General features: G+C 58.4%; 22 protein-coding genes and 2 pseudogenes. 16 read left to right on the top strand and 8 right to left on the bottom strand.

Translation table 11 applies throughout. The annotated features are described in order from the left end of the window. The first annotated feature begins 20 nt into the window (after positions 1 to 20). The 11 genes and pseudogenes from Q1L34_RS14095 to pptA all read left to right on the top strand — a co-directional run bounded on the left by Q1L34_RS14095 (position 21) and on the right by pptA (position 10,329). Positions 21 to 566 carry a P-loop NTPase family protein gene (locus tag Q1L34_RS14095; protein WP_327204112.1) on the top strand — a complete coding sequence of 182 codons (546 nt, stop codon included), beginning with the start codon at positions 21 to 23 and terminating at the stop codon, positions 564 to 566. Between the two features lie 105 nt (positions 567 to 671). After that, on the top strand, positions 672 to 1,673 hold the full coding sequence (locus Q1L34_RS14090) for an MsnO8 family LLM class oxidoreductase (RefSeq protein WP_327204111.1): 1,002 nt from the start codon (positions 672 to 674) through the stop codon (positions 1,671 to 1,673). Continuing rightward, positions 1,670 to 2,791, top strand: coding sequence for a M20 peptidase aminoacylase family protein (locus tag Q1L34_RS14085; RefSeq protein ID WP_064367547.1), 1,122 nt, complete (start codon positions 1,670 to 1,672; stop codon positions 2,789 to 2,791). The genes Q1L34_RS14090 and Q1L34_RS14085 overlap by 4 nt, the downstream gene beginning before the upstream one ends. Positions 2,792 to 2,843: 52 nt before the next feature. Next, positions 2,844 to 5,111: pseudogene (locus Q1L34_RS14080) on the top strand (NtaA/DmoA family FMN-dependent monooxygenase). Between the two features lie 11 nt (positions 5,112 to 5,122). After that, positions 5,123 to 5,631, top strand: a pseudogene (locus Q1L34_RS14075) (GNAT family N-acetyltransferase). Between the two features lie 9 nt (positions 5,632 to 5,640). Further along, positions 5,641 to 6,570 carry an amino acid ABC transporter permease gene (locus tag Q1L34_RS14070; protein WP_004861632.1) on the top strand — a complete coding sequence of 310 codons (930 nt, stop codon included), beginning with the start codon at positions 5,641 to 5,643 and terminating at the stop codon, positions 6,568 to 6,570. Beyond that, entirely contained in the window at positions 6,554 to 7,330 is a 777-nt protein-coding gene (locus Q1L34_RS14065; RefSeq protein WP_004861634.1) for an amino acid ABC transporter ATP-binding protein, read from the top strand. The genes Q1L34_RS14070 and Q1L34_RS14065 overlap by 17 nt, the downstream gene beginning before the upstream one ends. After that, positions 7,327 to 8,220: a transporter substrate-binding domain-containing protein gene (locus Q1L34_RS14060; protein WP_015584401.1), complete on the top strand. Its 894-nt coding sequence runs from the start codon at positions 7,327 to 7,329 to the stop codon at positions 8,218 to 8,220. Before Q1L34_RS14065 ends, Q1L34_RS14060 begins: the two co-directional genes overlap by 4 nt. 324 nt (positions 8,221 to 8,544) lie before the next feature. Further along, positions 8,545 to 9,201, top strand: a complete 657-nt coding sequence (locus Q1L34_RS14055) for a hypothetical protein (protein WP_048023505.1) — start codon at positions 8,545 to 8,547, stop codon at positions 9,199 to 9,201. Between the two features lie 215 nt (positions 9,202 to 9,416). Further along, positions 9,417 to 10,034 carry a glutathione S-transferase family protein gene (locus tag Q1L34_RS14050; protein ID WP_088402665.1) on the top strand — a complete coding sequence of 206 codons (618 nt, stop codon included), beginning with the start codon at positions 9,417 to 9,419 and terminating at the stop codon, positions 10,032 to 10,034. Between the two features lie 67 nt (positions 10,035 to 10,101). After that, on the top strand, positions 10,102 to 10,329 hold the full coding sequence (gene pptA / locus Q1L34_RS14045; RefSeq protein WP_069475968.1) for a tautomerase PptA: 228 nt from the start codon (positions 10,102 to 10,104) through the stop codon (positions 10,327 to 10,329). Between the two features lie 208 nt (positions 10,330 to 10,537). Here pptA and Q1L34_RS14040 read toward each other — a convergent pair whose 3' ends face one another. The 3 genes from Q1L34_RS14040 to Q1L34_RS14030 are packed head-to-tail and all read right to left on the bottom strand — an operon-like array spanning position 10,538 to position 15,166. Beyond that, entirely contained in the window at positions 10,538 to 12,142 is a 1,605-nt protein-coding gene (locus Q1L34_RS14040) for a carbohydrate porin (protein ID WP_032717399.1), read from the bottom strand. 44 nt (positions 12,143 to 12,186) lie between these two features. Continuing rightward, positions 12,187 to 13,569, bottom strand: a complete 1,383-nt coding sequence (locus Q1L34_RS14035) for an MFS transporter (protein ID WP_327204110.1) — start codon at positions 13,567 to 13,569, stop codon at positions 12,187 to 12,189. Between the two features lie 25 nt (positions 13,570 to 13,594). After that, a complete protein-coding gene (locus Q1L34_RS14030; RefSeq protein WP_044351475.1) occupies positions 13,595 to 15,166 on the bottom strand; it encodes an alpha-L-rhamnosidase-related protein in 1,572 nt (523 codons plus the stop codon). 205 nt (positions 15,167 to 15,371) lie between these two features. On the opposite strand from Q1L34_RS14030, the gene Q1L34_RS14025 reads away from it, so the two are divergent. Then, complete coding sequence (locus tag Q1L34_RS14025) at positions 15,372 to 16,193, top strand: helix-turn-helix domain-containing protein (protein ID WP_004861650.1); 822 nt, start codon at positions 15,372 to 15,374, stop codon at positions 16,191 to 16,193. An 8-nt stretch (positions 16,194 to 16,201) separates the two neighbouring features. On the opposite strand, the gene Q1L34_RS14020 is transcribed toward Q1L34_RS14025, so the two are convergent. The 4 genes from Q1L34_RS14020 to Q1L34_RS14005 form a co-directional block, all read right to left on the bottom strand. Then, positions 16,202 to 16,720: a ClbS/DfsB family four-helix bundle protein gene (locus tag Q1L34_RS14020; RefSeq protein ID WP_004861652.1), complete on the bottom strand. Its 519-nt coding sequence runs from the start codon at positions 16,718 to 16,720 to the stop codon at positions 16,202 to 16,204. Between the two features lie 122 nt (positions 16,721 to 16,842). Beyond that, the gene (locus Q1L34_RS14015) at positions 16,843 to 17,619 is read right to left on the bottom strand and encodes a DNA alkylation repair protein (RefSeq protein WP_004861654.1); all 777 of its coding nucleotides are present in this window, start codon (positions 17,617 to 17,619) and stop codon (positions 16,843 to 16,845) included. Next, positions 17,609 to 18,118 carry a MarR family winged helix-turn-helix transcriptional regulator gene (locus tag Q1L34_RS14010; protein ID WP_004861657.1) on the bottom strand — a complete coding sequence of 170 codons (510 nt, stop codon included), beginning with the start codon at positions 18,116 to 18,118 and terminating at the stop codon, positions 17,609 to 17,611. The genes Q1L34_RS14015 and Q1L34_RS14010 overlap by 11 nt, the downstream gene beginning before the upstream one ends. Before the next feature lie 636 nt (positions 18,119 to 18,754). After that, a complete protein-coding gene (locus Q1L34_RS14005; protein WP_004861659.1) occupies positions 18,755 to 19,336 on the bottom strand; it encodes a flavin reductase family protein in 582 nt (193 codons plus the stop codon). A gap of 211 nt (positions 19,337 to 19,547) precedes the next feature. Between Q1L34_RS14005 and Q1L34_RS14000 the strand changes: the two genes are divergently transcribed. From Q1L34_RS14000 to nhoA, 4 genes are all read left to right on the top strand, one after another. Then, a complete protein-coding gene (locus tag Q1L34_RS14000; RefSeq protein WP_162098180.1) occupies positions 19,548 to 20,252 on the top strand; it encodes an ABC transporter ATP-binding protein in 705 nt (234 codons plus the stop codon). After that, positions 20,249 to 21,217: an ABC transporter substrate-binding protein gene (locus Q1L34_RS13995; protein ID WP_004861664.1), complete on the top strand. Its 969-nt coding sequence runs from the start codon at positions 20,249 to 20,251 to the stop codon at positions 21,215 to 21,217. The genes Q1L34_RS14000 and Q1L34_RS13995 overlap by 4 nt, the downstream gene beginning before the upstream one ends. Before the next feature lie 68 nt (positions 21,218 to 21,285). Beyond that, positions 21,286 to 22,941 (top strand): ABC transporter permease, encoded by a 1,656-nt coding sequence (locus Q1L34_RS13990; RefSeq protein WP_088402640.1) that lies wholly within the window; start codon positions 21,286 to 21,288, stop codon positions 22,939 to 22,941. A gap of 76 nt (positions 22,942 to 23,017) precedes the next feature. Then, positions 23,018 to 23,863, top strand: coding sequence for an N-hydroxyarylamine O-acetyltransferase (nhoA, locus tag Q1L34_RS13985; RefSeq protein ID WP_044348284.1), 846 nt, complete (start codon positions 23,018 to 23,020; stop codon positions 23,861 to 23,863). Between the two features lie 454 nt (positions 23,864 to 24,317). Here the strand turns inward: nhoA and Q1L34_RS13980 are convergent, their stop codons facing one another. After that, positions 24,318 to 24,728 (bottom strand): tautomerase family protein, encoded by a 411-nt coding sequence (locus Q1L34_RS13980; RefSeq protein ID WP_004861671.1) that lies wholly within the window; start codon positions 24,726 to 24,728, stop codon positions 24,318 to 24,320. Positions 24,729 to 24,736 lie beyond the last annotated feature (8 nt).

Raw genomic sequence — 24,736 nt, 5'->3', positions numbered from 1 at the left:
GCAACGGCTGGGAGACAGCGATGAATATCAACGTAGTGGGGACCAGTGGCGTCGGCAAATCGACGCTGGCGCGAAGGCTCGCGCAGATCTTGTCCGTTCCCTACATTGAGATGGACAGGCTTTACTGGCGCGCGGAGTGGCAGGGCGTGCCGGATGAGGTGTTCTTCGCCAGGGTGGTTGCAGCCACCGAGACTCCCGGCTGGGTGCTGGACGGCAACTTCAACCGCAGCCGCCCGGTTAAGTGGCGCAATGTCGATCTGGTGGTGTGGGTGGATTATGGTTTCGCCCGAACTCTGCGCCAGGCCATCTGTCGGGCCATCTCCCGGGCAAGCAGCGGTCAGGAGCTGTGGCCGGGAACCGGCAACCGTGAAAGCTTCCGTCGCGCCTTCCTCAGCCGCGACTCGATTATCTGGTGGACCCTCAAAACCTGGAAGAACAATCGCCAGCGTTATCAGTCTGATATGACCGACCCGGCGTATCGGCACATCCGCTTTGTACGCCTGCGTCACCCGCGGCAGACCGAGGATTTCATCCGTCAGCTGCAGCGGCAGGTGGCGCCGCGTTAAGTGCGTATATCTATTTTCCGGCAGAGTACATGTAAATAAATTGTTTCTCAGTGGCCGCGGCAGATTCTAATAATGCAGGCATGTTAATTAATACGAGCCTGCGAAATGTCTTATCGAATCAGTATCCTGGATAAAAGTCCGCTGGCGGCGGGAGAAACGGCCGCTCAGGCGCTGACGCGTACATTAACGTTGGCGCAACAGGCGGAAGCCTGGGGCTATCACCGCTTCTGGATTGCCGAGCACCACAACACCGATCAATTAGCCAGCCCGTCGCCGGAAGTGGTGATTGCCTGGATCCTTGGCCAGACCCGGCAGATTCGCGTCGGATCCGGCGGCGTCATGCTGCAACACTACAGCCCGTACAAAGTGGCGGAAAACTTCAACCTGTTGGCCTCGATAGCGCCTGGCCGCGTCGATCTTGGCGTCGGAAAAGCGCCGGGCGGCCTGCCGCTGGCAACGCGGGCGCTGCAGCAGGGGATTGATCCGGCGCAGAAGGAGACTTTTGCCGATAGCCTCGCCCAGCTGGATAACTGGCTGTCGCTCACCGATGCCGCAGGGGAAGAGAACCTGCGCGCCACGCCAATCCCGCCGCGTCGCGCCGACGGCTTCCTGCTCGGCGCCAGCCTGGAGAGCGTTCAGCTCGCCGCCCGGCTGGACTGGAATTTCGTTTTCGCCGCCCACCTTAACGGCGACAAAACGCTGCTGCGCGAGGTGTTAACCCGCTGGCGGGCGCTGAGTCGCCGCGACGCCATCATCGCTATCCAGGTCATTGTCGCTGAAGAGAGCGCCACGGCGATTGAACTGGCGAAGCAGATTGAAATCTGGGGCGTCGAACTGGAAAACGGCCAGCGGGTGACGGTAGGTAGCGAAGCGCAGGCGGCCGCCTTTGCCCGTCAGGCCGGAAGTCCGCCGGTGCGCATCGCCCGCCGCGAGGCCTCGCTGCTGGCGGGAACCGCAGACGAAGTAAAAGCGCAGCTCGACGCCCTGCATGCCGCCTGGCATATTGACGAATTTATCATCGACACGCCGATCGCCGAGGGGCAGGCGCGCCTCGACTCACTCCGCCTGCTGGCTCAGGCCCATCTTGGCGCGGAGGTGTTGCCATGAGCTTTGAACAACAGCTGATTAGCTGGCGGCGCGAGCTGCATCAGTATCCGGAACTTTCGTTGCAGGAGGTGGCGACGACGGCGCGCATCCGCGACTGGCTTGAGAGCGGCGGCCTGCGGGTGCTGCCCTACGCGCTGAAAACCGGCCTGGTCGTCGAAGTGGGCCGCGGCGAGAAGATTATCGCCCTGCGTGCAGATATCGATGCGCTGCCGATCGCTGAGACCACCGGCCTGCCGTATCGCTCGCAAAACGAAGGGGTGATGCACGCCTGCGGCCATGATATTCACACCAGCGTGATGCTGGGGGCGGCGCTGCTGCTGAAAGAACGCGAAGCGACGCTCCCGGGACGAGTACGGATTCTGTTCCAGCCGGCGGAAGAGAATTTTGGCGGGGCGAAAACCCTGATTCGCGCCGGGGCGCTGGAGGGCGTCTCGGCGATCTTCGGTATGCATAATGAACCCGGCCTGCCGCTGGGCGAGTTCGCCACCCGCGGCGGGGCGTTCTACGCCAACGTCGATCGTTTCGTCTTTAAGGTCACCGGCAAAGGGGCGCATGCCGCCCGACCGCACGAAGGCAAAGATGCGATTTTGCTGGCCAGCCAGCTGGTCACCGTCCTGCAGAGCGTGGCCAGCCGCGAGGTGAACACCCTCGATTCGGTGGTCCTGAGCGTAACGCGGATCCAGGGGGGCAATACCTGGAACGTGCTGCCGGAAAGCGTGGAGCTGGAAGGTACCCTGCGTACCCACAGCAGCGAGGTGCAGCAGCGGGTCAAGGCGCGGGTCAGCGATATTGCCGCCGGTTTCGCCAGTGCTTTTGGCGCCCAGATAGATGTGTTCTGGTACGCCGGTCCCACGGCGTTGGTCAATGACCCGAGCTGGGCGGAATTTGCCAGCGACGTTGCCGCTCGCTCCGGCTACCGCACCCGCCATGCGGATCTGCATATGGGCGGCGAGGATTTCGCCGTCTATCTACAGCATATTCCCGGCGCGTTTGTCAGTATCGGCAGCGCCAGCGAATTTGGTCTTCACCACCCGGCCTACAATCCGGATGACAACTTAATTGCCCCGGCGGCCCGCTATTTTGCGGCGCTGGCGGAGCAGGCTTTAGGCCAGATCTGACGCCTGAGCGTTCGGGCTTCTGTTTTTATTTTCGGCAAGGAAAGGGGTTGCTATGTCTGAAAAACGACAATTGCGTCTGGGCACAATATTACACGGCGCATCGGGAAATATGTCCGCCTGGCGTCATCCGGCCGCGCAGGCGGATGCCAGTATTAATTTTGAGTTCGTTAAGCAGACGGCCTTAAAAGCCGAAGAGGGCAAGCTGGACTTTTTATTTGTTGCCGATGGTTTATATATTAATGAGAAATCTATCCCGCATTTTTTAAACCGTTTTGAACCGCTGACCGTGCTCTCGACGCTGGCGGCGGTCACCCGCAATCTCGGGCTGGTGGGCACCTTATCGACCTCCTACAGCGAGCCTTTTACCACCGCGAGGCAGTTTGCTAGCCTTGACCATCTGAGCCAGGGACGCGCGGGCTGGAACGTGGTGACCTCGCCGCTGGAAGGATCGGCAAAAAACTTTTCGCGCGCGCAGCATCCTGACCACGCGCTGCGCTACCGTATTGCCGATGAATATTTGCGGGTGGTGAAAGGATTATGGGATTCCTGGGAACAAGATGCCTTCGTCCGTAATAAAGCTACCGGACAGTTCTTCGATAAAAATAAGCTGCATACCCTCGACCATCGCGGTGATTTTTTCCAGGTTGCCGGCCCGCTCAATATTTCCCGTACGCCGCAGGGGCGACCGATTATTTTTCAGGCCGGGGCCTCCGATGACGGTAAAAAGCTGGCGGCCCGCCATGCCGATGCCATTTTTACCCATCAGGCGTCACTGGCGGAAGCGCAGGCGTTTTATCGAGATGTGAAGCATCAGCTGGCGGCCTGCGGTCGTCAGGATAACCAACTACATATCTTCCAGGGCGTCAGCGTGATTGTTGGTGACGATGCCGACGACGTCGAACAGCAATACCAGACGACCGCCGCGCTGGTATCGATTGAGGACGCCCTCAACTACCTCGGACGCTATTTCGAACATCATGACTTTGCGCAGTATCCGCTGGATGAACCGTTCCCCGATATTGGCGACCTCGGGAAAAACAGCTTCCGCAGCACCACCGATGAAATTAAGCACAATGCGCGCGAACGTGGACTGACCCTGCGCCAGGTCGCGCTGGAAGCCGCCAGCCCGCGCCCGCTTTTCGCCGGTACGCCGCAGGAGGTCGCCGACGGTTTACAGCTCTGGTTTGAACAGCGAGGGGCCGACGGTTTTATCATTCAGGGCGGCACGCCGGATACCTTCCCGCGCTTTGTCGATCGGGTGGTGCCGATTTTGCAAGCGCGCGGGCTGTTCCGTCGGGAGTATCCGGGAACGACGTTGCGCGAAAGCCTGGGGCTGACGCAGCCGGTTAATCAATTCCAACAACAATAACAACAGAGAACGCTCGCTATGCAGAAAAAGTCACTTTTACTGGCCCTTGCGCTGGGTTTCAGCGCGCCATTATGGGCGCAGGACGTCAACATCAACGGTACCGGCGTAAGCGTGGAGGCCAATAAAGCGCCGGTGCACACGGCCAAAAATCCGCAGGCGATCGCCCGGCTGCCGGCGAATTATCACCTTGCGGTACCGGGTAAATTTACCGTGGCGGTTGCGGCGCTGAACTCGCCGCCACTGACCGTCTTCTCGGACGACAACAAGACCCTGCTCGGCAGCGAAGTCGATATCGCCCGCCTGGTCGCCGACAGCCTGGGGCTGGAGCTGAACGTCGTGCCGACCTCCTGGGAGGACTGGCCGCTGGGCGTCTCCTCCGGCAAATATGATGCCGCGATCAGCAATATTACCGTCACCAAAGAGCGCAAAGAGAAGTTCGACTTTGCCACCTATCGTAAGGACTCGCTGGGTTTCTACGTCAAGAGTACCAGCCCGCTGAGTAAAATTGACCAGGCGGAAGACATTGCCGGGCTGCGGATTATCGTCGGCTCCGGCACTAACCAGGAAGCCATTCTGCTGGCGTGGAATGCGGAAAACCTGAAAAAGGGGCTGAAGCCCTTTACGCCGGTCTACACCAAGGATGATGCCGCCCAGACGCTGGCCATTCAGTCCGGTCGCGCCGACGCCTTTTTTGGCCCGAACGTGATCGGCGCCTGGAAGGCCGCGCTGACCGGGAAGACCAAACTGGTGGGCAGCGTGGACGGCGGTTGGCCGAAAGCGGCGCACATTGCAGTTACGCTGAAAAAAGGCAGCGGGTTGGTTGAGGCCGTGCAGACGGCGTTAAACGGCGCCATTCAGAACGGTGACTATGGCAAAGTGCTTACCCGCTGGGGGGAAAGCGTGGAGAGCATCCCGCAATCCGAAATTAACCCGGCCGGGCTGGGCGATTAACAGGAGGCAATATGAGTGCAGCATTTCGCGATATCTCACCTGAAGCGCCGGAACTCCAGCCGATTATTCACGGCCTGTTCGCCGAATACGCGTCGCGCTATGGCGACTATTTTTCTCGCGATGCGGAGGTTGAGCTGACCGAGTGGTATCTGCCGCCGCAGGGGCTGTTTATCGTCCTTGAACGTGAAGGCGAAATTATCGCCACCGGCGCCTATAAGCCGAAGGACAGTCATACGGCGGAAATCAAACGCATCTGGACCCATTCGGCCCTGCGCCAGCAGGGGCTGGCGGCGAAAGTGGTACAGGAGCTGGAGCGGCGGCGGTTTTGGCAAGTTACAGCCATATCTACCTGACGACCGGCTTTCGCCAGCCGGAAGCGGTCAGGCTCTATCTGAGTCAGGGGTACGACGCGCAGTTTGACCTGGCACGCAACCCGGAAGAGTACAGCCAGCCGCCATTTGACGGACGGTTACGGTTCACCAAAGCGCTGGCAGTAAGCGTTTTAAGCCGCAGCGCCTGAGGAGAGAACATGAACAGATCGGAAACGATTAAAGTGATCCCGGCGCGCTATCCGCTGCGCGCCGTTGGCGCGGTGGTGGCGCTGCTGGTGCTGGCGGTCGTCGTGCAGTCGGTAGCCTTTAACCCGCGCTGGGAGTGGGCGGTTTTCGCCCGCTGGTTCTTTGACCCGGTCATTCTTGAAGGGCTGGGACAAACGCTGCTGCTGACGCTGCTGGGTACCGTCCTGAGCGTGATTTTTGGCGGACTGCTGGCGCTGGCCAGGCTCTCTTCCTCGTGGCTGCTGAGCAGCCTGGCCTGGGGCTATATCTGGCTGTTTCGATCGCTGCCGCTGATTGTGGTGCTGATCATCCTCTACAACTTCTCTTATCTGTATGACACGCTATCGCTCGGTATTCCGTTTACCGGGATCAGCTGGGGGAGTTATCAGACCATCAATGTGCTGGGGCAGTTCTCCACCGCGGTCGTGGGGCTGACGCTGGTGCAGAGCGCCTATACCGCGGAGATCATTCGCGGCGGTTTCCTCGGCGTTGACCACGGTCAGTATGAGGCGGCTGCGGCGCTGGGGCTGCCGGCGTGGCGGCGTACGCTGCGTATTATTCTGCCTCAGGCGCTGCGCACGATTTTACCCTCTGGTTTCAATGAGATTATCAGCCTCGCCAAAGGGACCGCGATGGTTTATGTACTGGCGATGCCCGAGCTGTTTTACACCATCCAGATGATTTACAACCGAACCCAGGAGGTGATCCCGCTGTTGATGGTGGGGGCCGTCTGGTATCTGGCTATCACCAGCGTCCTGTCGCTGATTCAATATCTGGTGGAACGCGCCCTGGCGCGCAGCGAACGCCGTTCGGCGGTCAACTCGCCGCGCCGGGCGCGCGCCGATGAATCCTCTCGCCAGCCGCAGAAACCGCAGGAGGCCATTCATGCCCAACTCTCATAACGGCCATATTTCGATTACCGGCGTCAGTAAGTATTTTGGCCGCCATAAAGCGCTGGATGATGTCTCGCTGGAAATTGCGCCCGGCACGGTGACGGTGATCCTCGGGCCATCCGGTTCGGGGAAATCAACCCTGCTGCGTGCCATAAACCATCTTGAGCGAGTGGATGAAGGGTTTATTCAGATTGATGGCGACTACATTGGCTATCGGCGCCAGGGCGATAAGCTCTATGAGCTGAAGGAGAGAGAGATTCTGCGCCAGCGCGTTAACGTCGGCTACGTCTTTCAGAACTTCAACCTGTTCCCGCATCTGACGGTGCTGGAAAACCTGATTGAAGCGCCGATTGCCCACCGGCAGGCGAGCCGCAAAGAGGCCATCGCGCGCGCTTATGAGCTGCTGGACGTGGTGGGGCTGCGCCACAAGGCCGAGGCCTGGTCGCGCCATCTCTCCGGCGGCCAGCAGCAGCGTATTGCCATCGCCAGGGCGCTGGCCCTCAAGCCGCGAGTGCTGCTGTTCGATGAACCGACATCGGCGCTGGATCCGGAGCTGGTGGGCGAAGTGCTCGATGTGATTAAAAAGCTGGCCCGCTCCGGTACCACGCTGGTGGTGGTGACGCATGAGATTGGTTTTGCCCGCGAAGTGGCCGATCAGGTGGTGTTTATGGTCGAGGGGAAAATTATTGAGCAGGGCAGCAGCGATGCGGTGCTCAATCATCCGCAGCATCAGCGTACGCGGCAATTTTTATCAAAGGTGCTGGCATGAAAAAAAGGATAGTCGCCCTGGCGCTGGGCGCGCTCTCTGCGGGAGCGCAGGCGGAAATCGATCTCCAGGCGAATGAACGGCCGCTGCCGGTAACGGTGGACAACGCCGCGATCGCCAGGATCCCGGCCAGCTATCGCTTTGTTGAACCCGGTACGCTGACGGTGGCGATTTCAGCGCTTAATTCCCCGCCGCTGGCGCTGCTGGCCAGCGACAACCGGACGCGGATCGGTAGCGACCCGGATATTGCCCGCCTGCTGGCCGGCAGTTTAGGCCTCAAGCTGAAACTGGTGCCGACGGCATGGGAAGACTGGCCGCTGGGGATCACCTCCGGGCGCTATGACGTGGCGCTGGTCAATATCGCCGTCACCGAACCGCGCAAAGAGAAGTTCGATTTCGCCACCTATCGCGTCGATTCGCTGGCATTTTCGGTTAAATCCACCAGCGCCATCGACAAAATCAGCGGTGCGGCGGATCTCTCCGGGCGGAAGGTGATCGTCGGATCCGGCACGAATCAGGAGCGCATTTTGCTGGGCTGGAACGGGGAAAATGAAGCGGCGGGACGTCAACCGGCTTTGCCGATCTATTTGACCGATGACGCCTCCGGCAACCTCTATATTCAGTCAGGGCGCGCCGACGTCTTTTTTGGCCCGCAGTCCACGGCAGCCTATAAAGCGGCGTTGACCGGAGCAACCAAAGTGGTTGGGCTGGGGCCGAAAAAGGCCTGGGTCGCCACCACCACCAAAAAGGGCAATGGCCTGGTGTATGCGTTGCAGGCGGCGCTCGATGGCGCCATTGCGCGCGGAGAGTACCAGCAGGTGCTGGCGCGCTGGGGCGAACAGGGGGAGGCGGTGACACAATCGCAGGTGAATCCGCCGGGCATTACCTACTAAAAAAACCGCTGTTTCGCCGGAGTACGGGGCGAAACAGCGGGGGATTATTATTGATAGCGACTTTCATCGCGGTGTTCAGCAATCGGCAAAGATGATGTCAATGTCACTTTATGCGTTGTGTGGCGGATTTAACTTTCGGCAACGTATTTAATATGATAACTGCACCATCATTTTCAGCTCGCCGGTTTTTAATTCCAAAGATAAATATGATGATGACGATTTTGATTTTTATCAAAATCCGTATATTTTTCGTGTGGTTAATATTTTCACTCCGCGGTTCTGCTGGGACCATCTCTTTACATCAATAATCATCAAGGGATTGAAGTGAATATATTATCAGAAGTTATTATACCCTTATCGGGCGTGGTGTTTCCTGCTGTTGTCGCATTCATTCGCGCTGTTTATAATCGCTGGGGAGAAGGCAGGAAGCTTCATCGTGACAGTCAGTTTGATAAAGTGAATGTGGAAAAGCGCCTGGCAACGTTTCGCCGTATTAATCAATTGAAAAATAAAAACGATCTTACCCCGTTTGATTTACTGGCTATCAAGGCGTTATATGAAGGTATCGGCATAAGATATCCGGTGACCATCAGTCATAAAATTCTCGAGTATATTGCCAGCAACAATATCGATTTCAATGAGCCAACCCTGAATAGCTTTCTTCGGATGTCGAGGCTGCTGAATGTTACGAATTCAGGCGTGACGCAACCGTCCAGTAAAAGGAAAAAGGCGCGCCGGGAGATAGTTATTTTCGGCGGGCTGATGATTGCCGCTATCATATACGGATTCTTTATGTCGGTGCCCGATGTGGTAGCCGAAATGTCAGGCGCGGCCGCGGTAGCCTGTTTTGTCGTTTTATTTCTTGTTTACCTGGCGATGTTTATTCTGATTGTCAGTGCCGTGGTTAACAGCTTATATGACATTCAGTGTGCCAAAAAATTCTGGAAGACATTTTCACCCTTTCTCAATCGTCAGCCATGAATATTGCTTGCAACGCCGCGAGTATTCTGCGGATAAGCGGTAAGGTATGAGGTATTGAAAAGCAGGGCGTCGCTACGCGAAACGTAGCGCTACCGGTCAAAGATCATCGCGGATAACGCCTGTTCTGTAGCATCTTGCGCCGTACTGCTGGCCGGATCTCCAGCATGTCAGCCCGATTTTGTGTCTAAACTTAAGCTTTATCGTGGAGGCAGATGATGATTACTGTCTATGGCGTTCCCGGCTGGGGATCGGCGATCGGTGAGCTGATGCTGACCCTCGCCAACATTCCTTACCATTTCGTTAACGTAGCAGGCTTCGACCAGCCGGGGCCGCAGCGCGATAGCCTGATGCAGATAAACCCGCTGTGTCAGGTTCCCACTTTGCGACTGGCGGATGGCAGCGTGATGACCGAAACCGCCGCGATGGCTCTGATGATCCTCGATAGCCGTCCGGATCTGGCGCCGGCGCCGGGCACAGCGCAGCGCCATCAGTTTCAGCGTCTGTTGATCTGGCTGGTGGCCAATGTTTATCCCACCTTTACCTACGCCGATTATCCGCAGCGCTGGGCCGCCGATGCGGCGGAGCAACTGCGGCAAAACTGCATCCTCTATCGTCAATCGCTGTACCTGTGGCTGGAGCAGCAGCTGGCGGCGGCGCCTTATGCGCTGGGGGCGGAGATAACCCTGCTGGATTGTTATATTGCGACGATGTGCCGCTGGGGTCCGCGGCGGGAGTGGTTTTCCGCCCATACGCCGAAGTTTGTCGCCGTGGCTGACAAAGTCTGTCAGCACCCGGATCTGCAGCAGGTACTGCGTGACAACGAGTTGATTTAAAGCACAAAAGGCCAACCGACTGACTACCGCTATGCTAGTTTATCGCTCTCACAATAAGGAGCCTGCTATGCCGCATGTTGATATTAAATGTTTTCCCCGCGAACTGACCGATGATCAAAAAAGCGCCCTGGCCGCCGACATTACCGAGGTGCTGATCCGCCATCTGAACAGTAAAGACGGGGCGGTGAGCGTCGCCCTCAATCAGGTTGAGCAAAGCGACTGGCAAAAAGTCTGGGACAGCGAAATCGCCCCGCAGATGGAGCAGCTGATTAAGAAGCCGGGTTACAGCATGTAATGGCGAACCTTTCCCGGACAGTGATTGCCGCACTTGTCCGGGCTACCTGTCAGCAGGCCGCTGCCAGGCCCGTCGCCGTGGCGGTCTGTTGTCACGGAATACGGTTTTAAAAGAGTGCGGATGTTGTCGCCCGGGCGATGCTGTGCAGGGGCCGGGCGACCTGTTTTCTGCAGATCATCATCCGCAGCAGCGGCCACGGTTTTGCCGATTAGAACCAAATCTCCGACTGGATGCCGAAGTTCCAGTTCCCCCCGGCGGTAAAGCCTTTGCTGCCAAAATCATCGTTGATAGCGTAGTGATCCAGCGCTTTGTCCCAGTTCATCCACGTTACGAAGAACCGAATTTCCGGGCGAGCCTTGATATCAAACACATCGCCGACCTTAAACGTCGGCGCAAAGGTCAGCTTATAGAAATCGCCGCTCACCGCCTGATACTGGTACAGATTGTCGTTATAGCGGTAGCTACGCCCGTCAGGATTCAGGTCCATATACTGCCATGACGCTTCGTACAGCAGAGCGAAGTTACGGGTCAGCGCCTGCGAGACGCGCAGGTTGAAGGTCGCCCAGTCGTAGCGGTCGCCGTCGCGGTAGCGGTTTTCACTATGCTGGGCAATCACCGATGGCGCCAGCTGCCAGTTTTTCCCCAGCGGTAAAATGCCGTACGAGGCAAAACGTAACGATTTGGCGTTCTCGGTGAGGTCGCCATCGCTACCGGGCTGCCGCGCCTCGGCGCCCAGTCCGCTGCCGTACTGCAGAGCACTTTCCGATACTCCCGGAGCCAGACCGTAGAACCGCTCTTTGTCGTGATACGCGAGCATCGCGTAATAGCCATTTTTCGCCGTATTGTCGCTGCGCAGAGCGTAGCTGCCGGTGGTGGAGGTATTATCTTTCAGCGAATCATTGCCCTGAGCGGTCATCGCGGTGGTCATCAGCTGCCATTTTTGCCAGAAGTGGTTTGCCGTAAACATCAGGTTCTGAATGTCGTTATCTGCGTAGTTATCGCTTCCCAGGTCGCCAAAATTACGCGCATAGAGCGAATAATCGCCGCGCAGGCTGTCGCCCCAGTTGACGTCGTAGATCCCGCCGCCGGTGCCGCCAAGGAACATGATATCGCTGTCGGTAAAGTGGATATCAAAGTTATCGCGGTCAAAGCGTTTACCCGCCCAGATCGACGCGTGCTTAAACGGTCCGGAGAAGTCGGCGAAGTTTCCCATCTCGACGTACAGCTGGCGCACGTTCAGATGATGGCTGTCGTTATCCTGTACCCACGGGTCCGGGTTGGTCGCACCATCGGCCAGCATCGTTTTGAAGCGTGCCCACGACCCGTCGCTGAAGGTCATCTTCTTGCCAAAGCTTAGCTCGACGTAGTTATCCTTTTCATTGCCAAGACGGCCAACGTGGGCATCACCGTTGAGCGAACTGGCCGGAGAGATCCCCGGGCCGCCGCGTGCGCCTTTGCCGTGGCTGTCAACCAGCATCCCGGCGCGGGCATAGGCATTGAACTCAAACCCGTCGCTTAGGCTGCTCTTCGCCAGCTGCTTATCGGTCGCCTGCTGTTTTTGTTCGGCCACCGCGGTTCTTTGGCTCAGGGTCTGTATCTGTTTTTCCGCTGCCGCCGCACGTTGCTCGGCGGCGGTGGTCCGTTGTTCCGCCTGTTGCACCCGGCGGTTTGCTTCTCCCGCCTCACGTTCGGCATGGTTCAGGCGAGCTTCCAGCTGCGCCAGCCTTTGTTCGACAGAAAGCGGCGTGGCATCGGCGGCGAAGGCCGAAAAAAGGGCGCAGCAAACCGCTGCGCTTATCACAGAGATGCGCATATCAATCCTTATTTATTCCAGAGGTAGAACGGTGCAGGGGCGCCTTAGATGGCGTGTTTTTCTCCTGAAGCCACCGACGGGTCGGGCGGCGCGCGGCGGCCTGCATCGAGGTCGGCGCGAATCTGTTCGTAATGATCGTCAAGGCGATAGAAGCGCCCGATCCACAGCATTGAGGCAACGATCAGCAGCGCCGGGATGTAGAGATAACAGGCTTTAATCGCCAACATTGCGCTGTTGCTCTGTACCTGGTTAGCGATATAGCCGCCGGAAGAGAGCAGCACGCCGGTGATCGCACCCGCGCCGGCCATCGCCACTTTCCCCAAAAAACCGTTGATGGAGGTTAAAATCCCCGCCGTATTGATGCCGGTTTTCCACACGCCGTAATCCACGGGATCCGCCTGCATGGAGAAGTAAATGGCCGTTCGCTGACCGGCGCCGAGGGACAGTACCACCGCCCCGGCAATCAGCCCCCAGCTGTTAGCGCCGGCCGCCATCATCATGCCCATACCCATGAGGTTAATCGTGCTCGCCCACAGATAAACGTGGCGCTTTTTCATCCGGCTGGCGAGCAGCGGAACGGTGAGAGTGCCCAGCAGCGGGACAAACGTGGAGATCCCGGCAACGATCGCCGTCAGATCGTTATTGCCAACGTAGTAGTGGAAGAAATAGACCAGCGCCCCGGTCTGGAAGAAGAACGCCCCCCACATCAGGAAAATGTTCACCGCGAAGACCAACCAGGGACGATTGGCGCGCAGGCTGACCCACGCACGTTTTAAGGTCATCCGTTCTTCGGTGATGCGGATGTTTTCTTTGACGTTACGGAAGCTCACCAGCAGGAAGAAGGTGGCCATCACGCCGAAAACCACCGCGGTATAGAAGAAACCATCGGCCTGGCTACCGTTGCCCAGCGCCCCGACCAGCGGTAGGGTAGCGACCGCGACAATCGTTGCCCCAAGTGAGCCCAGCAGAATACGCACCGCCGATAGCGTGGTGCGCTCCCGCGAGTCGTTGGTCAGAAACGGTAGCATCGCGCAAAATGGAATATTGACCAGGGTGTAGAGAAACGACAGACACAGGTAGGTCACAAAGGCGTAGAGCAGCTTACCGGTGGTGCCAAAATCGGGCACGTAGAAGGCCAGAATACAGAGCACACCGAAGGGTACTGCGCCAATCAGCAGGTACGGACGGCAGCGCCCCCAGCGGGTGGCGGTATTATCGATCACCAGCCCCATCAGTACGTCAGCGACGCCATCAACCAGACGGGTGACGAGGAACATCAGGCCGACATAGTAGGCGGGAAGGCCCATCACATCGGTATAAAAGAACATCAGATATAAAGAGATCATCTGCCACACGAGGTTGCAGGAGAGGTCGGCGATGCCATAGCCAATGCGCTGCCGCCATCGGGTAAAGAATGTTTCTGCCATAAAATGCACTCGCTTATTGTTGTTGTTAAAGTCCGTACTGGCGAATAAACCAGGCCGGGGTACAGCTCCACGCATGGCAATAGCTGTTGATCAGTTTGCTGCCATAAGGGGAAAACTCAGGATCCGCCGGGTCAAAAATTTCCCAGAAGGTATCGGCGCCGTAGTTGATCATCGCGCCCCAGTAGGCCTTGATTTCGGCAATGGCTTCTTCACGGAGCCCGCACTGCAGCAGGGCGGCGATATAGTGATGGCGCAAATAGGGGGTATTCATGGCGATGGCCGGCGGATGGCGTCGCAGGTTATGCATGATCTCCCGACGCTGCCCGGCGCTACCGACTTCCGCCAACACCAGCCAGATCTGCGAGGCCCAGGAGACCTGGCGCTGTGCGCCGCTGACGTAAAATCCCTGCTTCTCATCCCACAGTCTCTCCTGTACCGCTGCGCAGAGCTGCTGCAAACGGGCGCGGTAGTCCGGCACCCGCTCAGGCTCAAAGCGCTCGGCCAGCCGGATGGCGCGGCGCAGGCAATAGATCAGCACGCCCTGAGCCGCGGCTTGTTTATTCAATGATGCCTGCCAGTCGATAAAGACCCACCAGTCATCGCTATCGCGCACCAGGCCAGACGCTTCGCAGCGGGCCAGGGCGAGGTCGATTTGTCGACGCGCCGTCGGCCAGAGTTCGCGAGCGGTTTTGTCATCTTCGGTACTGTGCAGATAGTTATAGAGAATGTCGGCAAAAAAAAGAGAGTAATCAAAGAGAAAGGTATCATCAGCCAGCACGTCCGGCTGGACGAAAACGTTGGCTGACACCATCCCGTCTTCCCGGGTATGACCGGCAAACAGGTACAGACAGCGGCGGACCAGATCGTGGTGCGCGAAGGTAACATCATTGACCAACGCCTGCAGGCGTAAATCCCCGAGCCACAGGCGGCGGTCACGTTTCGGACCATCTTCAAACACCTCCTGCATACAGTTCTTCAGGGTCAGGACGGCAACCCGGTCAATAGCCTGAAGCTGCGGATCGGTGGTCACCGCCGGTGGGCAGGTTTGCGTTGCTGACGTCACGGCATTGACCTGGATCTGGTTGAGACGCAGGCGGAATTTCTCCGACACCGCCTTAACCTCCACTTTCAGGTAGCGAAAGCAGTAGCGGCGTGGCAGGTCGACGGCGGCGGGCAACACGTCAAGCCACAGGTCCTGCTGCTGCAACCAGCTGCTGCTGAGCCAGCCCTGATAATCGCTGAAGGGTTCGCACACTTCGCACAGGGTTTCGCCGAAGGTCAATTGCAAATGGGCCGGGGCGTCGGGGGGGCTGCCGGCGCTCAGACAGGTGAAGTGCAGATAGCCGACGATGTGGCTGCCGAAATCGATGATCGCACTGTCACCGCTGGTCAGTTCACGCCGGGAAAAGTCCGCTAAGGTGCCTACTTCATCCCCGCGCCAGCCGAACAGGGCCTCGGGGTCGGCATGGGCTTGTATCACCGCCATCGGCTGGCGCGACTGGCTGCGCAGTACGGGTCTGAGCGCTTCGGCGGTACGTAAAAAATGCGGGTGGCGGGTCATCGCGACCTGCGCGTTGCGTTGAATGGCCTGTGACATACTGCGTCCTCTGAGTTGATTTTCACGCAGCATAAGATGTCGACGCCCGCCACAACCACTCTGGCAATGCCAATCCTGTTATGAAAATGGCACTGATAGTGGGGTAGGACGGTTGGCGATCACAATTCTATAAATCTTGTGCGTGGCAGCCAGTAAAATGCATTATCGTGCCACTGCCCGAATGCCGTTTTGGATATTGTTAACGATGATATTAACCGTTGAGTATTATTTCGCCGATCCGCAGGATAAACTGGGGATGTACGCCAGCGATCCGGAAGATAACAGTCATGAACACAGCCACGAGTTTGCTGAACTGGTGATAGTGGACGAGGGGCACGGCTTACATATTATTAACGGCCGGCCATTATATATTCAGCAGGGCGACGTTTTTTATGTTCAGCCTGGGGATGTACATTATTATGATGAGCTTGGAACACTGAAATTAATTAATGTATTGATTAACCCCGAGGTTGAATTTCATTATTTACAGCATCTCGATTCGCTATTGCAGACCTTCTCTTCCCGGCAGGCCTCCTGCTACGGCTGGCTGGCGCCAGATGCCCGCCATATCTGCAAGGAACTGGTGGGGAAAATATTTTCAGCGGATGGCCAGCGGGGGGAAAACAGGGCGCTGCGGGAAGCCGCATTTTTCCAGCTGGTGACGACCATAATGTATGCGGAAACCGAAGCGGAATATAGCAATACCAAATATAAACTGCATAAGCTGCTGACCTGGTTACAGGAGCACTGTTTTGAAGACCATAACTGGCAACAGCTGGCCGAAAAATTTCATCTGACGTCACGTACTGCTTTTCGCCATATAAAAGAAGCCACCGGGATGACGCCGGATAATTATTTAAAACGCCTGCGTTTAGTCTCAGCGCGAGTAAAGCTCCGGGAAACGGATATGACGATTACCGATGTGGCTTATTTGTGTGGATTTGCCAACAGTAACCACTTCACGACCCTGTACAAAAAGGTTTTTGGGGTGACCCCCAGCGAAGACAGGCGTCGTTTGCTGCGCTGAGGGAGCCACTATTTCAAGGCGACATTTTGTGCCTTCGCCCACTTGCGCAGGCGGGCGCAGGCGTTGGCATAAGGCGACGAGGTGTTGAGTGAAATCATCCGCCCCAGAGTCCATTTCCCATACCACGGCCGACCGTAAAGCGAATCATTGTCCTGGGCTTCGATGCAGGCGATAAGCCGCCGTTTAGCCTGATGCAGAGAATCGAGCAGAGCCGGGTAGTCCTGCGCGGGGTAATCGAGGTAGAACTTTTGCGCCAGCAGCCCAAGCTGGTTCCATTGAAAACCGGTTTCCGGGAAGTCGATGGGCTGCTGCGCTTCATCGTGAGCCAGCCATTTGAGAACCAGTTCATTCCATCCCAGCAGATAACAGACCAGATCGCGAACGCTCATTTCGGTGTTCTGTGCATGACCGGGAAGGGTCTTTTGCTCCGTCATCTCCGGGGGAATATGCGTCAAATAGCCGGCTAGTTTAGCGTAGTTTTTATTGATGGCTTGCAGGAGTTGCGCCTGGGTTTGCGGTACGCTCATAGCGAGTTCCTTTCGGTGGGATGAGTTGGTTATACGGTATGTTTGCGCAGAACGACGCAGGGGGCGACCGTGCTCAACAATCGGCGCCGTTTGTCGCCCGGGCAGGGCGCCTGCGTCGCTCATCAGATTAAATTTCGCCTCGCGCGCTGGCAAATGCGCAAGGTGGCGGGAGACGGGTTGTCTGCCAGCCATTGCGCGCAGAGCGACTGTACCCACTCTGCTCTCTCTTTACCCGCGTCATTCAGCCAGTTGGCCACAGAATCCTGGACATATCTCGACGGATCAGCACGCAGTGGGGAAAGTATTGCCAGCGCCCGCTGGGGCTGTTGTTTCAGCTCAGCGATATGCGCGCACCAGACGCCGCGCGGGCGCAGGGACTCGCAGGCAAAACGGCGAATGTACTGCGATGCGCAACAGGTCCAGGGGGTGAGCAGGGCGATAGTAAGATCCAGATCGTGCGCCAGATGCGGACGCAGCGCCAGCCACGCCCATTCGCGAACACCAAAATGACTATCGTCGGCCAGGGGATAGATAGCGTGTAAGCGCGCATCGAGCGTTAAATCCGGCGCGGCGCCGAGCATAAAACAGGCCCAGCCGCGCACGGTATCCGACGAATGAGCCGCACAGCGGTCGAATCCACTCTCCCCGAGTTCGCTCAGCAACAGACGAGCAATACCCGCCATTCGTTTAACAATACCCTGCGCAGCCAATCCCTCTGCGGCCTGGTGGGAAACCGGCGACAGCTCTGGAAAGACCGAGCGCAGCAGAACGGCCTGATCGATGGCCAGGATTTCCGTCAGGTTGGCACCTGGCAGCTCTCCCCGCGAAAGCCGGTGCAAAATGTCGTCAGGGATATCCGCGACGCGGGTTGCGCCTTTACGTTGTTGTTCAACCGGCATGGGCATCTCCTTTTCCTGCCTGGGTACCGGCGGCAACTTTCGCCAGCAGTTCAGACAGCTGGGTGCGTTCTTGCGCCGAGAGAGGGCTGAACAAACCGGCGATCCAGCGGCTGTGTCGGGCAAAAACGCGGGCGATAAGCTGCTTCCCCTCAGAGGTTAATGCGATACGCATGGCCCGGCCATCAAGGGGATCGGCGTGGCGTTCAATCAGCCGGTCGCGTTCGAGACCGTTCAGCAATCCGGTAATGGTTGCCCGGGTGACGCCGGCTTTTTCCGCCAGTACGTTGGGGGCCAGACCGTCAGGCGCGCCATCGAGTATAAACAACAGAACAAAGCGCCCCTCGGACAATCCCCATGGCGCCAGCAGCAGCGCACAATCGCGATCAATCGCAGCGGCCAGCGAGAGGGTCTGAAAACAGAGACGGATCGTATCGACATCGGCAAGCTGAAGACGCCGGGCCTCCTGCAATAACGAAAGATATTTCTGTTCAAGCTCCATCGCGGCCTCTGCAATATAGTATGGCGCCTAACTATATGGGTGAGTTTATCGATAATCAAATGTCAACGCGCGTTTTGTGAACATCAGCATAAAAGATGATAAATCGGGCCTGGACAGCGTGCCGGTATTTTGCCGGGTGGCGGCTGACGCCTTACCCGGCCTACAGGGGGACACGGGTGATAGCGGAATAGCCTGACCGGCGAGGGAGTGGATGTCATGCGCCGATCGTGTAGGCCCGTGCCAGCGAAGCGCCGCCGGGCAATTTCCACGAAGCGTATATGCGGCAAGCAAGCCAGGCAGGCGAGCCAGTAAATACGGGGTTGCGGATGTGATAGCAGAATAGCCTGACTGGCGAGGGCGTGGATGTCATGCGCCGATCGTGTAGGCCCGTGCCAGCGAAGCGCCGCCGGGCAATTCCCCGAAGCGCATATGCGGCCAGCACGCCAGGCAGGCCAACCAGTAAATACGGGGTTGCGGATGTGGTAGCGGAATAGCCTGACCGGCGAGGGCGTGGATGTTATGCGCCGATCGTGTAGGCCCGTGCCAGCGAAGCGCCGCCGGGCAATTTCCACGAAGCGCATATGCGGCCAGCAAGCCAGGCAGGCCGGTAAACCCTGCCTGCGCCGGCGAATGGGGTTACTCTTCCGGAGTATTGGCGCGCACGTGGCGGCCGCTGGCGACAAAGTTTCCGGTGCCGAGATGATGCAGCGTATTGATCTTATCGTCGTCGAACTGCCAGCGTCCGGTGACGAAAGCGCGCTCATCGGCGGCGGCGGAAACCACCTCGCCAAACAGCGTGTCGTACTGCTCCTGAGCTGCCGTTGGCGGCAACAGTCGGCACTCCATCCACGCCAGGCACTTCTCTTCAATCAGCGGTAATCCCAGCTCCGGCCCCTGCACCACGGGGATGCCGTAAGCGTTAAATTTATCCTCATCACGTCCACTGATGCTGCCGACCGCGTAGGTCCAGCTGGCAGCTTCTACGCCGGGGACCACGATGCCGAAGGTACCGTTGCGCTCAATGATCTCCCTTGTCCAGGCACTTTTATCCACCACGATGGCGAGTCGCGGCGGGGCAAATTCCACCGGCATCGACCACGCGGCGGCCATGACGTTACGGCGTTGAGAAGCGGCATCGTAACTGGTTATCAGAATGGTCGGGCCATGATTGAGCAGGCGACTGGCGTACTGGAGTTCCACGTGGCGAAAACGGCTCATAAGCGTTCCTTGGTAAATGGGTCTGATGCCAGACAACACGTTAATCCGCAATGAAAATGTAATCAATATGTCATGCGGGCTCCCTATAGTCGGCACCACTAAATCCCAAAGAGGATAACAATATGTTAGCTCTCCTGTCTTTATCACAGGTGAGTGCGGCCCGCCGGCTGTTGACGGCGGGCGGAGCAACGCTTTCCCGGCAGGGAGGGCGATAATGCGCGCGCTTACCGGCATCAAACTCGACGGCGTTTCGTTCGCCTTCGGCACTCATACTGTCCTGAATCAAATAGACCTGCATATCGATGCGGGTAGCATCGTGGCGCTGCTGGGGCCTTCTGGCTGCGGCAAAAGTACCCTGTTGCGCCTGTTGGCGGGGCTCAGCGTTCCGGCAGCAGGCGAGATACGCTTTGGCGATCGTCTGGTGGCGAAACCCGGCTGGGGTATGGCGCCGGAGCAGCGTGACATCGGCATGGTTTTTCAGGACTACGCCCTGTGGCCGCATATGACGGCGGCGCAGAATGTCGCCTTTCCACTGCGGATGCGCGGCGTAGCGCGCGCAGCGCGACAACAGCGGGTTAATGATGCGCTGGCGATGGTTGGCCTCAACGGCTTTGCCGATCGTAAACCCTCCGGTCTTTCCGGCGGTCAGCAGCAGCGCGTCGCGCTGGCTCGCGCCATCGTTGCCGAACCTCGCGTGCTGTTGTTTGACGAACCGCTCTCCAACCTCGATAGCGAACTGCGCGAATCGCTGTGTGTCGAGATGAGCCGTCTGCTGCGTCAGCTGGGGATCACCGCGGTATATGTCACTCACGACCGCCGCGAAGCCGAACTGCTGGCCGACCGAATTGTTCATTTATCTGCCGGCACTATTGCCGCCGTTCGCACCATCACTTCATCCTCCGGGGAACTCGCATGAAAACCGTTATGACCGTTAAGAAAGGAGCTGTGCTCGCGATGTTGTTGTCTGCCACCATGATGTCCAGCGCCCACGCGCTGACCGTATATACCGCCGGGCCGGGTTCGCTGGCGAAAAGTCTCGCCAGCGGCTATGAAAAGAAAACCGGGGTGAAGGTCAATATTTTCCAGGCCACGACCGGTAAGGTGATGGCGCGTCTCGACGCGGAGCAGGCCAATCCGCAGGCGGATGTGCTGATCTCCGCCTCCTGGGATACCGCGGAAGATTTGCATCAACGCGGCTGGCTGCTGCCGTATCAAAGCGCCAATGCCGATAAGGTCCCGGCGAACCTGAAATCTGCGGATTACGTTGCGCAGGGGATATCGGCACTGGGGATCGTCTGGAACAGCAAAAGCGGCACCCCGGAGCCGAAAGAGTGGCGCGACCTGACCGAAGCGGCGTTTAAAGATAAGGTCACGACGCCAGATCCGGCGCTCTCCGGCGCATCGCTGGATTTGCTGATCGGGTTGCAGAATGGCATGGGCGACAAGGCCTGGGCATTGTTCGACGAACTGAAAAAGAACGGCATGGTGGTCAGCGGGCCGAACGCTCAGGCGGTGACGCCGGTCATGCAGGGGGCGAAAGCGGCGGTGTTCGGCGCGGTGGACTATGTCTCTTACGGTAATATCGACCAGGGGGAATCCCTGAAAGTGATTTTCCCCGCCAGCGGCACGGTGATTGCCCCGCGGCCGATGATGATCCTTAAAACCACGGCGCATGCTGACGATGCCAAAGCCTTCGTTGACTATGTCCTGTCGCCGGAAGGCCAGGCGCTGGTCGCCGGCGCGTGGCTGATGCCCGCACGTAGCGATATCCCGGCTAAACGTCCGCTGCTTAATGAACTGAAAATTCTGCCGACCACCAGCGATGGCAGCAGCGAACGCAGTACGGTACTTTCCCGCTTCAATACCCTTTTCGCGCAGTAATTTGCCTTTCTCCCGGGGGCGGTTGACGCCTGACCCGGGAGACGGGGCCGTATTCCCAGGACTCTACCGTGAAACAGAAACTGATTTCCGGCGTCACTCTGACGGTGCTGCTGGTGCTGGTGGCGTTACCGCTTTTATTCATCGTCTTACAGGCGATTTTCCCCCATTTCAGCGCCGGTTCCCTGAGCGGAGCGCTGACGGGCGTACCGATGCTGTTAGCCGATCCTCAGCTCCTGCCGATGCTCGGCGGCACCCTGTGGGTGGCCAGCGGCGTCGCGCTGATGAGCGTGGTTATCGGCCTGCCGCTGGGGGTGCTGCGCGGCCTGTTTAATGTTCCGCTGCCGCGCCTGTGGGATCTGCTGTTCCTGATCCCGTTCCTCACGCCGCCATATATCGCGGCGCTGTCGTGGATGCTGGTGCTGCAAAGCAACGGCTATCTGCAACAGCTCACCGGCTGGGATCTGAACGATCTGCTGTTCAGCCGCGGCGGGATCGTGCTGGTGATGACCTTTAATATCTTCCCGGTGGTCTATTTTGCCGTTTCCCGCAGCCTGCTGGCGAGCGGTCAGCGGCTGGCGATCGTCGCGCGCGTTCACGGCGCCAGCGCCTGGCGAGCCTTCTGGCATATTACGCTGCCGATGCTTTCCCCGGCGCTGGCGGCGGGGATGCTGCTGGCGTTTACCCTGGCAATTGAGGAGTTTGGCGTCCCGGCGGCGTTAGGATCGCGGGCCGGTCTGGTGATGCTCACCGTCGGTATTGAGAAAAAACTGGCTGACTGGCCCATCGATCTGCCGGGCGCGTCGCTACTGTCGCTGCTGCTGATTGGCGTCGCGCTGCTGGCCTGGTGGCTGCAAAAGCGGTTGGTGGGGGATACCGAGGTCACCAGCGTGACCGGCAAACCGGGGGAAAACAGCGGGGCGGAACTGGGGTGGCTGGCGCTGCCCGCTGTTCTGCTGATGCTGGGTATCGCAGGCGTCGCCGTGGTGCTGCCGGGCGCGGCGATGGTCCTGACCGGCCTGATGGGGACCTTATCAGGCGGCATTCATGCCGATAATTTTACTTTCCGCCATTTTGCCGCGCTGTTTGCCAGGCAGGGGGATGCGCTGTCGGCGCTGGGAACCAGTCTGTCGCTGGCGCTGGCGTCGGCGCTGATCGTCGGCCTGGTGGGGCTGATTGTCGCATGGCTGGTGCTGGTGCAGAAAATCAAAGGCCGTGGCATCGTCGATGCGCTGTCGCTGATGCCGGCGGCGCTGCCGGGGGTGGTCGTGGGCGTCGGGCTGATTCTGCTGTGGAACCAGCCGTTCTGGCCGGTTTCGCCCTATAACAGCGGATGGATGCTGCTATTGTCATACTGTTGCCTGCTGCTGCCGTGGCCGGTGCGCTATGTTGGCAGCGCTCTGCGCCAGCTGGGGAATAATCTCGAACCGGCGGCGCGGGTCCACGGCGCATCGCCGCTGCAGGCGCTGCGGCTGATTGTGCTGCCGCTGGTCTTTCCGGCGCTGCTGGCGGCGATGCTGATGGTGTTTGCCGTCGCTTCGCGTGAACTGGTGACATCGCTGCTGTTGGCTCCGGCGGGGACGCAAACCGTGTCCGTGTTTATCTGGCGTCAGTTTGAGCAAGGGTCGATCGGCCAGGGCATGGCCATGGCTTCGCTGACACTGTTGACCGGCCTGGCGTTGATGCTCGGCGCGCTGGCCTTGATGCAACGCGGCACGCGCGGTTAAGGGTGACCGCACAAAATATGCAGTCGGCCGGGGAAAATAGGCTATAAATGTCGAACACCGATTGCTGGAGGCATTGATGAGTCGATTTTTAAGCGCTTATTTTTCTCGTCTGGGCTGGACGGGAAACCCTGATGTATCGCTTAACACCTTGCGCGAACTGCATATTCACCACAATGGCGCGATCCCGTTTGAAAATCTGGATGTTCTGCTGCCCAGAGAGATCCATCTTGACGATCGGACTCTGGAAGAGAAGCTGATTAACGGCCGTCGCGGCGGTTACTGCTTCGAGCAAAATGGGCTGCTGGAGCGGGTACTTCGCGAGCTGGGTTTTAACGTCCGTAGTCTGCTGGGGCGCGTGGTGCTGGCCAATCCGTCGCAGATGCCGCCGCGAACCCATCGCCTGCTGCTGGTTGAGGTCGATGGTGAGCGCTGGATCGCCGATGTCGGCTTCGGCGGCCAGACCCTGACCGCGCCTGTCCGGCTGCTGGCGGATGCGGAACAGTCAACCCCGCACGGTGTCTACCGACTGATTTGCGAAGGGGATGAGTGGACGTTACAGTACAGCCATCACGGCCACTGGCAGTCGATGTACGTTTTCGACCTCGGGCGCCAGTATGCCGCTGACTATGTCATGGGGAATTTCTGGTCGGCGCACTGGCCGCAATCGCATTTCCGCCACCATCTGCTGATGTGTCGTCATTTGCCGGACGGCGGGAAAATGACGTTAACTAACTTCCACTTTACCCATTGGGATAATGCCCATGTGGTGGAGAAGATCGATTTACCGGATGTTCCTGCGCTGTATGAGGCGCTGCAAACCCGCTTCGGTCTTGGCGTCGATGATGCCAAATATGGCTTTACTGAAGGTGAGCTCGCAGCGGTCATGGCGGCGTTTGATACCCATCCTGAGGCGGGGAAGTAGGGGCGACGCTGTCCAGACAGAAGGGGCGGTCGGCCGTGCAGGCGGACCGCATCTATCGCATCGCCAGACCTGCAAGGTGAAAGGTCGCATCTGAAATCCTCCCCGGTTTTTTTCAGGGCGTCGTCCTGGCGAAAACAGAGTATAGCGACCGCCTTTTCTCGGCCATAAACCGGGGAACTGCGGCATTTGTCCTGTCACTTTCGGCGATGTTAACCCACAAGAGACATGCTTCCAGCGTCACCCGTTGTTCACCAGTATCCCCCGGGGCCGCGGTCTGCTAATCCCGGCCGCGAGCGGTATCGGGCACCTGCTCTTTACCCGAGAGTCATGCTTCGCGATGACCCAACGTGGTGGCGCTGCGTCTCCTGTAGCGTCAGCCGCCGGGAAGCATCCTCAGCAACCGGGTCGGCTTCCGGCTCCTGACTGGTCACAGCCTCTGTTATTGCAGCGTTGCTTAGCGCGGCGGAGGAATATCCGTCAGGCTGAACATTTTCCCGCTGCCGAATGACCAGTCTTCCGGCTCGGTAAAGCCGATCACTACCATCACCTCATGCGGGCTGATGCCCAGCGACTGCTCAAGTCGCGTCACTAAATCCTGATAAAAACGCTGCTTTTGCAGATGGCTGCGTGGCTTACCGGCGGTTATCTGAAACAGCAGGAAATCATCGCTGCGTCCGGCTTCAGCCCTACAGAGATAGTGCGGGTTAACTATCCGCTGCCCTGGGCTGTAGCAGTCAAAAAGCTGAAAGCAGTCGCCGGCCGGGACCGAAAAATGATCTTCAAGCGCCTGCTGCAAATCGATAGAGATTCGAGCGTGCCATTGCGCGAAACGCTGCGCAGAAATGGCGATGCGGGTTATGGGCATGCGCGTCT

Source organism: Klebsiella ornithinolytica, from assembly GCF_030505655.1.
Taxonomy (GTDB): domain Bacteria; phylum Pseudomonadota; class Gammaproteobacteria; order Enterobacterales; family Enterobacteriaceae; genus Klebsiella; species Klebsiella ornithinolytica.
This window is presented reverse-complemented; position numbering and strand designations above follow the sequence as displayed.

Coding starts and splice junctions, on each gene's coding strand:
- Q1L34_RS14095 (WP_327204112.1), top strand. CDS start 21: ATGAATATCAACGTAGTGGGGACCAGTGGCGTCGGCAAATCGACGCTG.
- Q1L34_RS14090 (WP_327204111.1), top strand. CDS start 672: ATGTCTTATCGAATCAGTATCCTGGATAAAAGTCCGCTGGCGGCGGGA.
- Q1L34_RS14085 (WP_064367547.1), top strand. CDS start 1,670: ATGAGCTTTGAACAACAGCTGATTAGCTGGCGGCGCGAGCTGCATCAG.
- Q1L34_RS14070 (WP_004861632.1), top strand. CDS start 5,641: ATGAACAGATCGGAAACGATTAAAGTGATCCCGGCGCGCTATCCGCTG.
- Q1L34_RS14065 (WP_004861634.1), top strand. CDS start 6,554: ATGCCCAACTCTCATAACGGCCATATTTCGATTACCGGCGTCAGTAAG.
- Q1L34_RS14060 (WP_015584401.1), top strand. CDS start 7,327: ATGAAAAAAAGGATAGTCGCCCTGGCGCTGGGCGCGCTCTCTGCGGGA.
- Q1L34_RS14050 (WP_088402665.1), top strand. CDS start 9,417: ATGATTACTGTCTATGGCGTTCCCGGCTGGGGATCGGCGATCGGTGAG.
- pptA (WP_069475968.1), top strand. CDS start 10,102: ATGCCGCATGTTGATATTAAATGTTTTCCCCGCGAACTGACCGATGAT.
- Q1L34_RS14040 (WP_032717399.1), bottom strand. CDS start 12,142: ATGCGCATCTCTGTGATAAGCGCAGCGGTTTGCTGCGCCCTTTTTTCG.
- Q1L34_RS14035 (WP_327204110.1), bottom strand. CDS start 13,569: ATGGCAGAAACATTCTTTACCCGATGGCGGCAGCGCATTGGCTATGGC.
- Q1L34_RS14030 (WP_044351475.1), bottom strand. CDS start 15,166: ATGTCACAGGCCATTCAACGCAACGCGCAGGTCGCGATGACCCGCCAC.
- Q1L34_RS14025 (WP_004861650.1), top strand. CDS start 15,372: ATGATATTAACCGTTGAGTATTATTTCGCCGATCCGCAGGATAAACTG.
- Q1L34_RS14020 (WP_004861652.1), bottom strand. CDS start 16,720: ATGAGCGTACCGCAAACCCAGGCGCAACTCCTGCAAGCCATCAATAAA.
- Q1L34_RS14015 (WP_004861654.1), bottom strand. CDS start 17,619: ATGCCGGTTGAACAACAACGTAAAGGCGCAACCCGCGTCGCGGATATC.
- Q1L34_RS14010 (WP_004861657.1), bottom strand. CDS start 18,118: ATGGAGCTTGAACAGAAATATCTTTCGTTATTGCAGGAGGCCCGGCGT.
- Q1L34_RS14005 (WP_004861659.1), bottom strand. CDS start 19,336: ATGAGCCGTTTTCGCCACGTGGAACTCCAGTACGCCAGTCGCCTGCTC.
- Q1L34_RS13995 (WP_004861664.1), top strand. CDS start 20,249: ATGAAAACCGTTATGACCGTTAAGAAAGGAGCTGTGCTCGCGATGTTG.
- nhoA (WP_044348284.1), top strand. CDS start 23,018: ATGAGTCGATTTTTAAGCGCTTATTTTTCTCGTCTGGGCTGGACGGGA.
- Q1L34_RS13980 (WP_004861671.1), bottom strand. CDS start 24,728: ATGCCCATAACCCGCATCGCCATTTCTGCGCAGCGTTTCGCGCAATGG.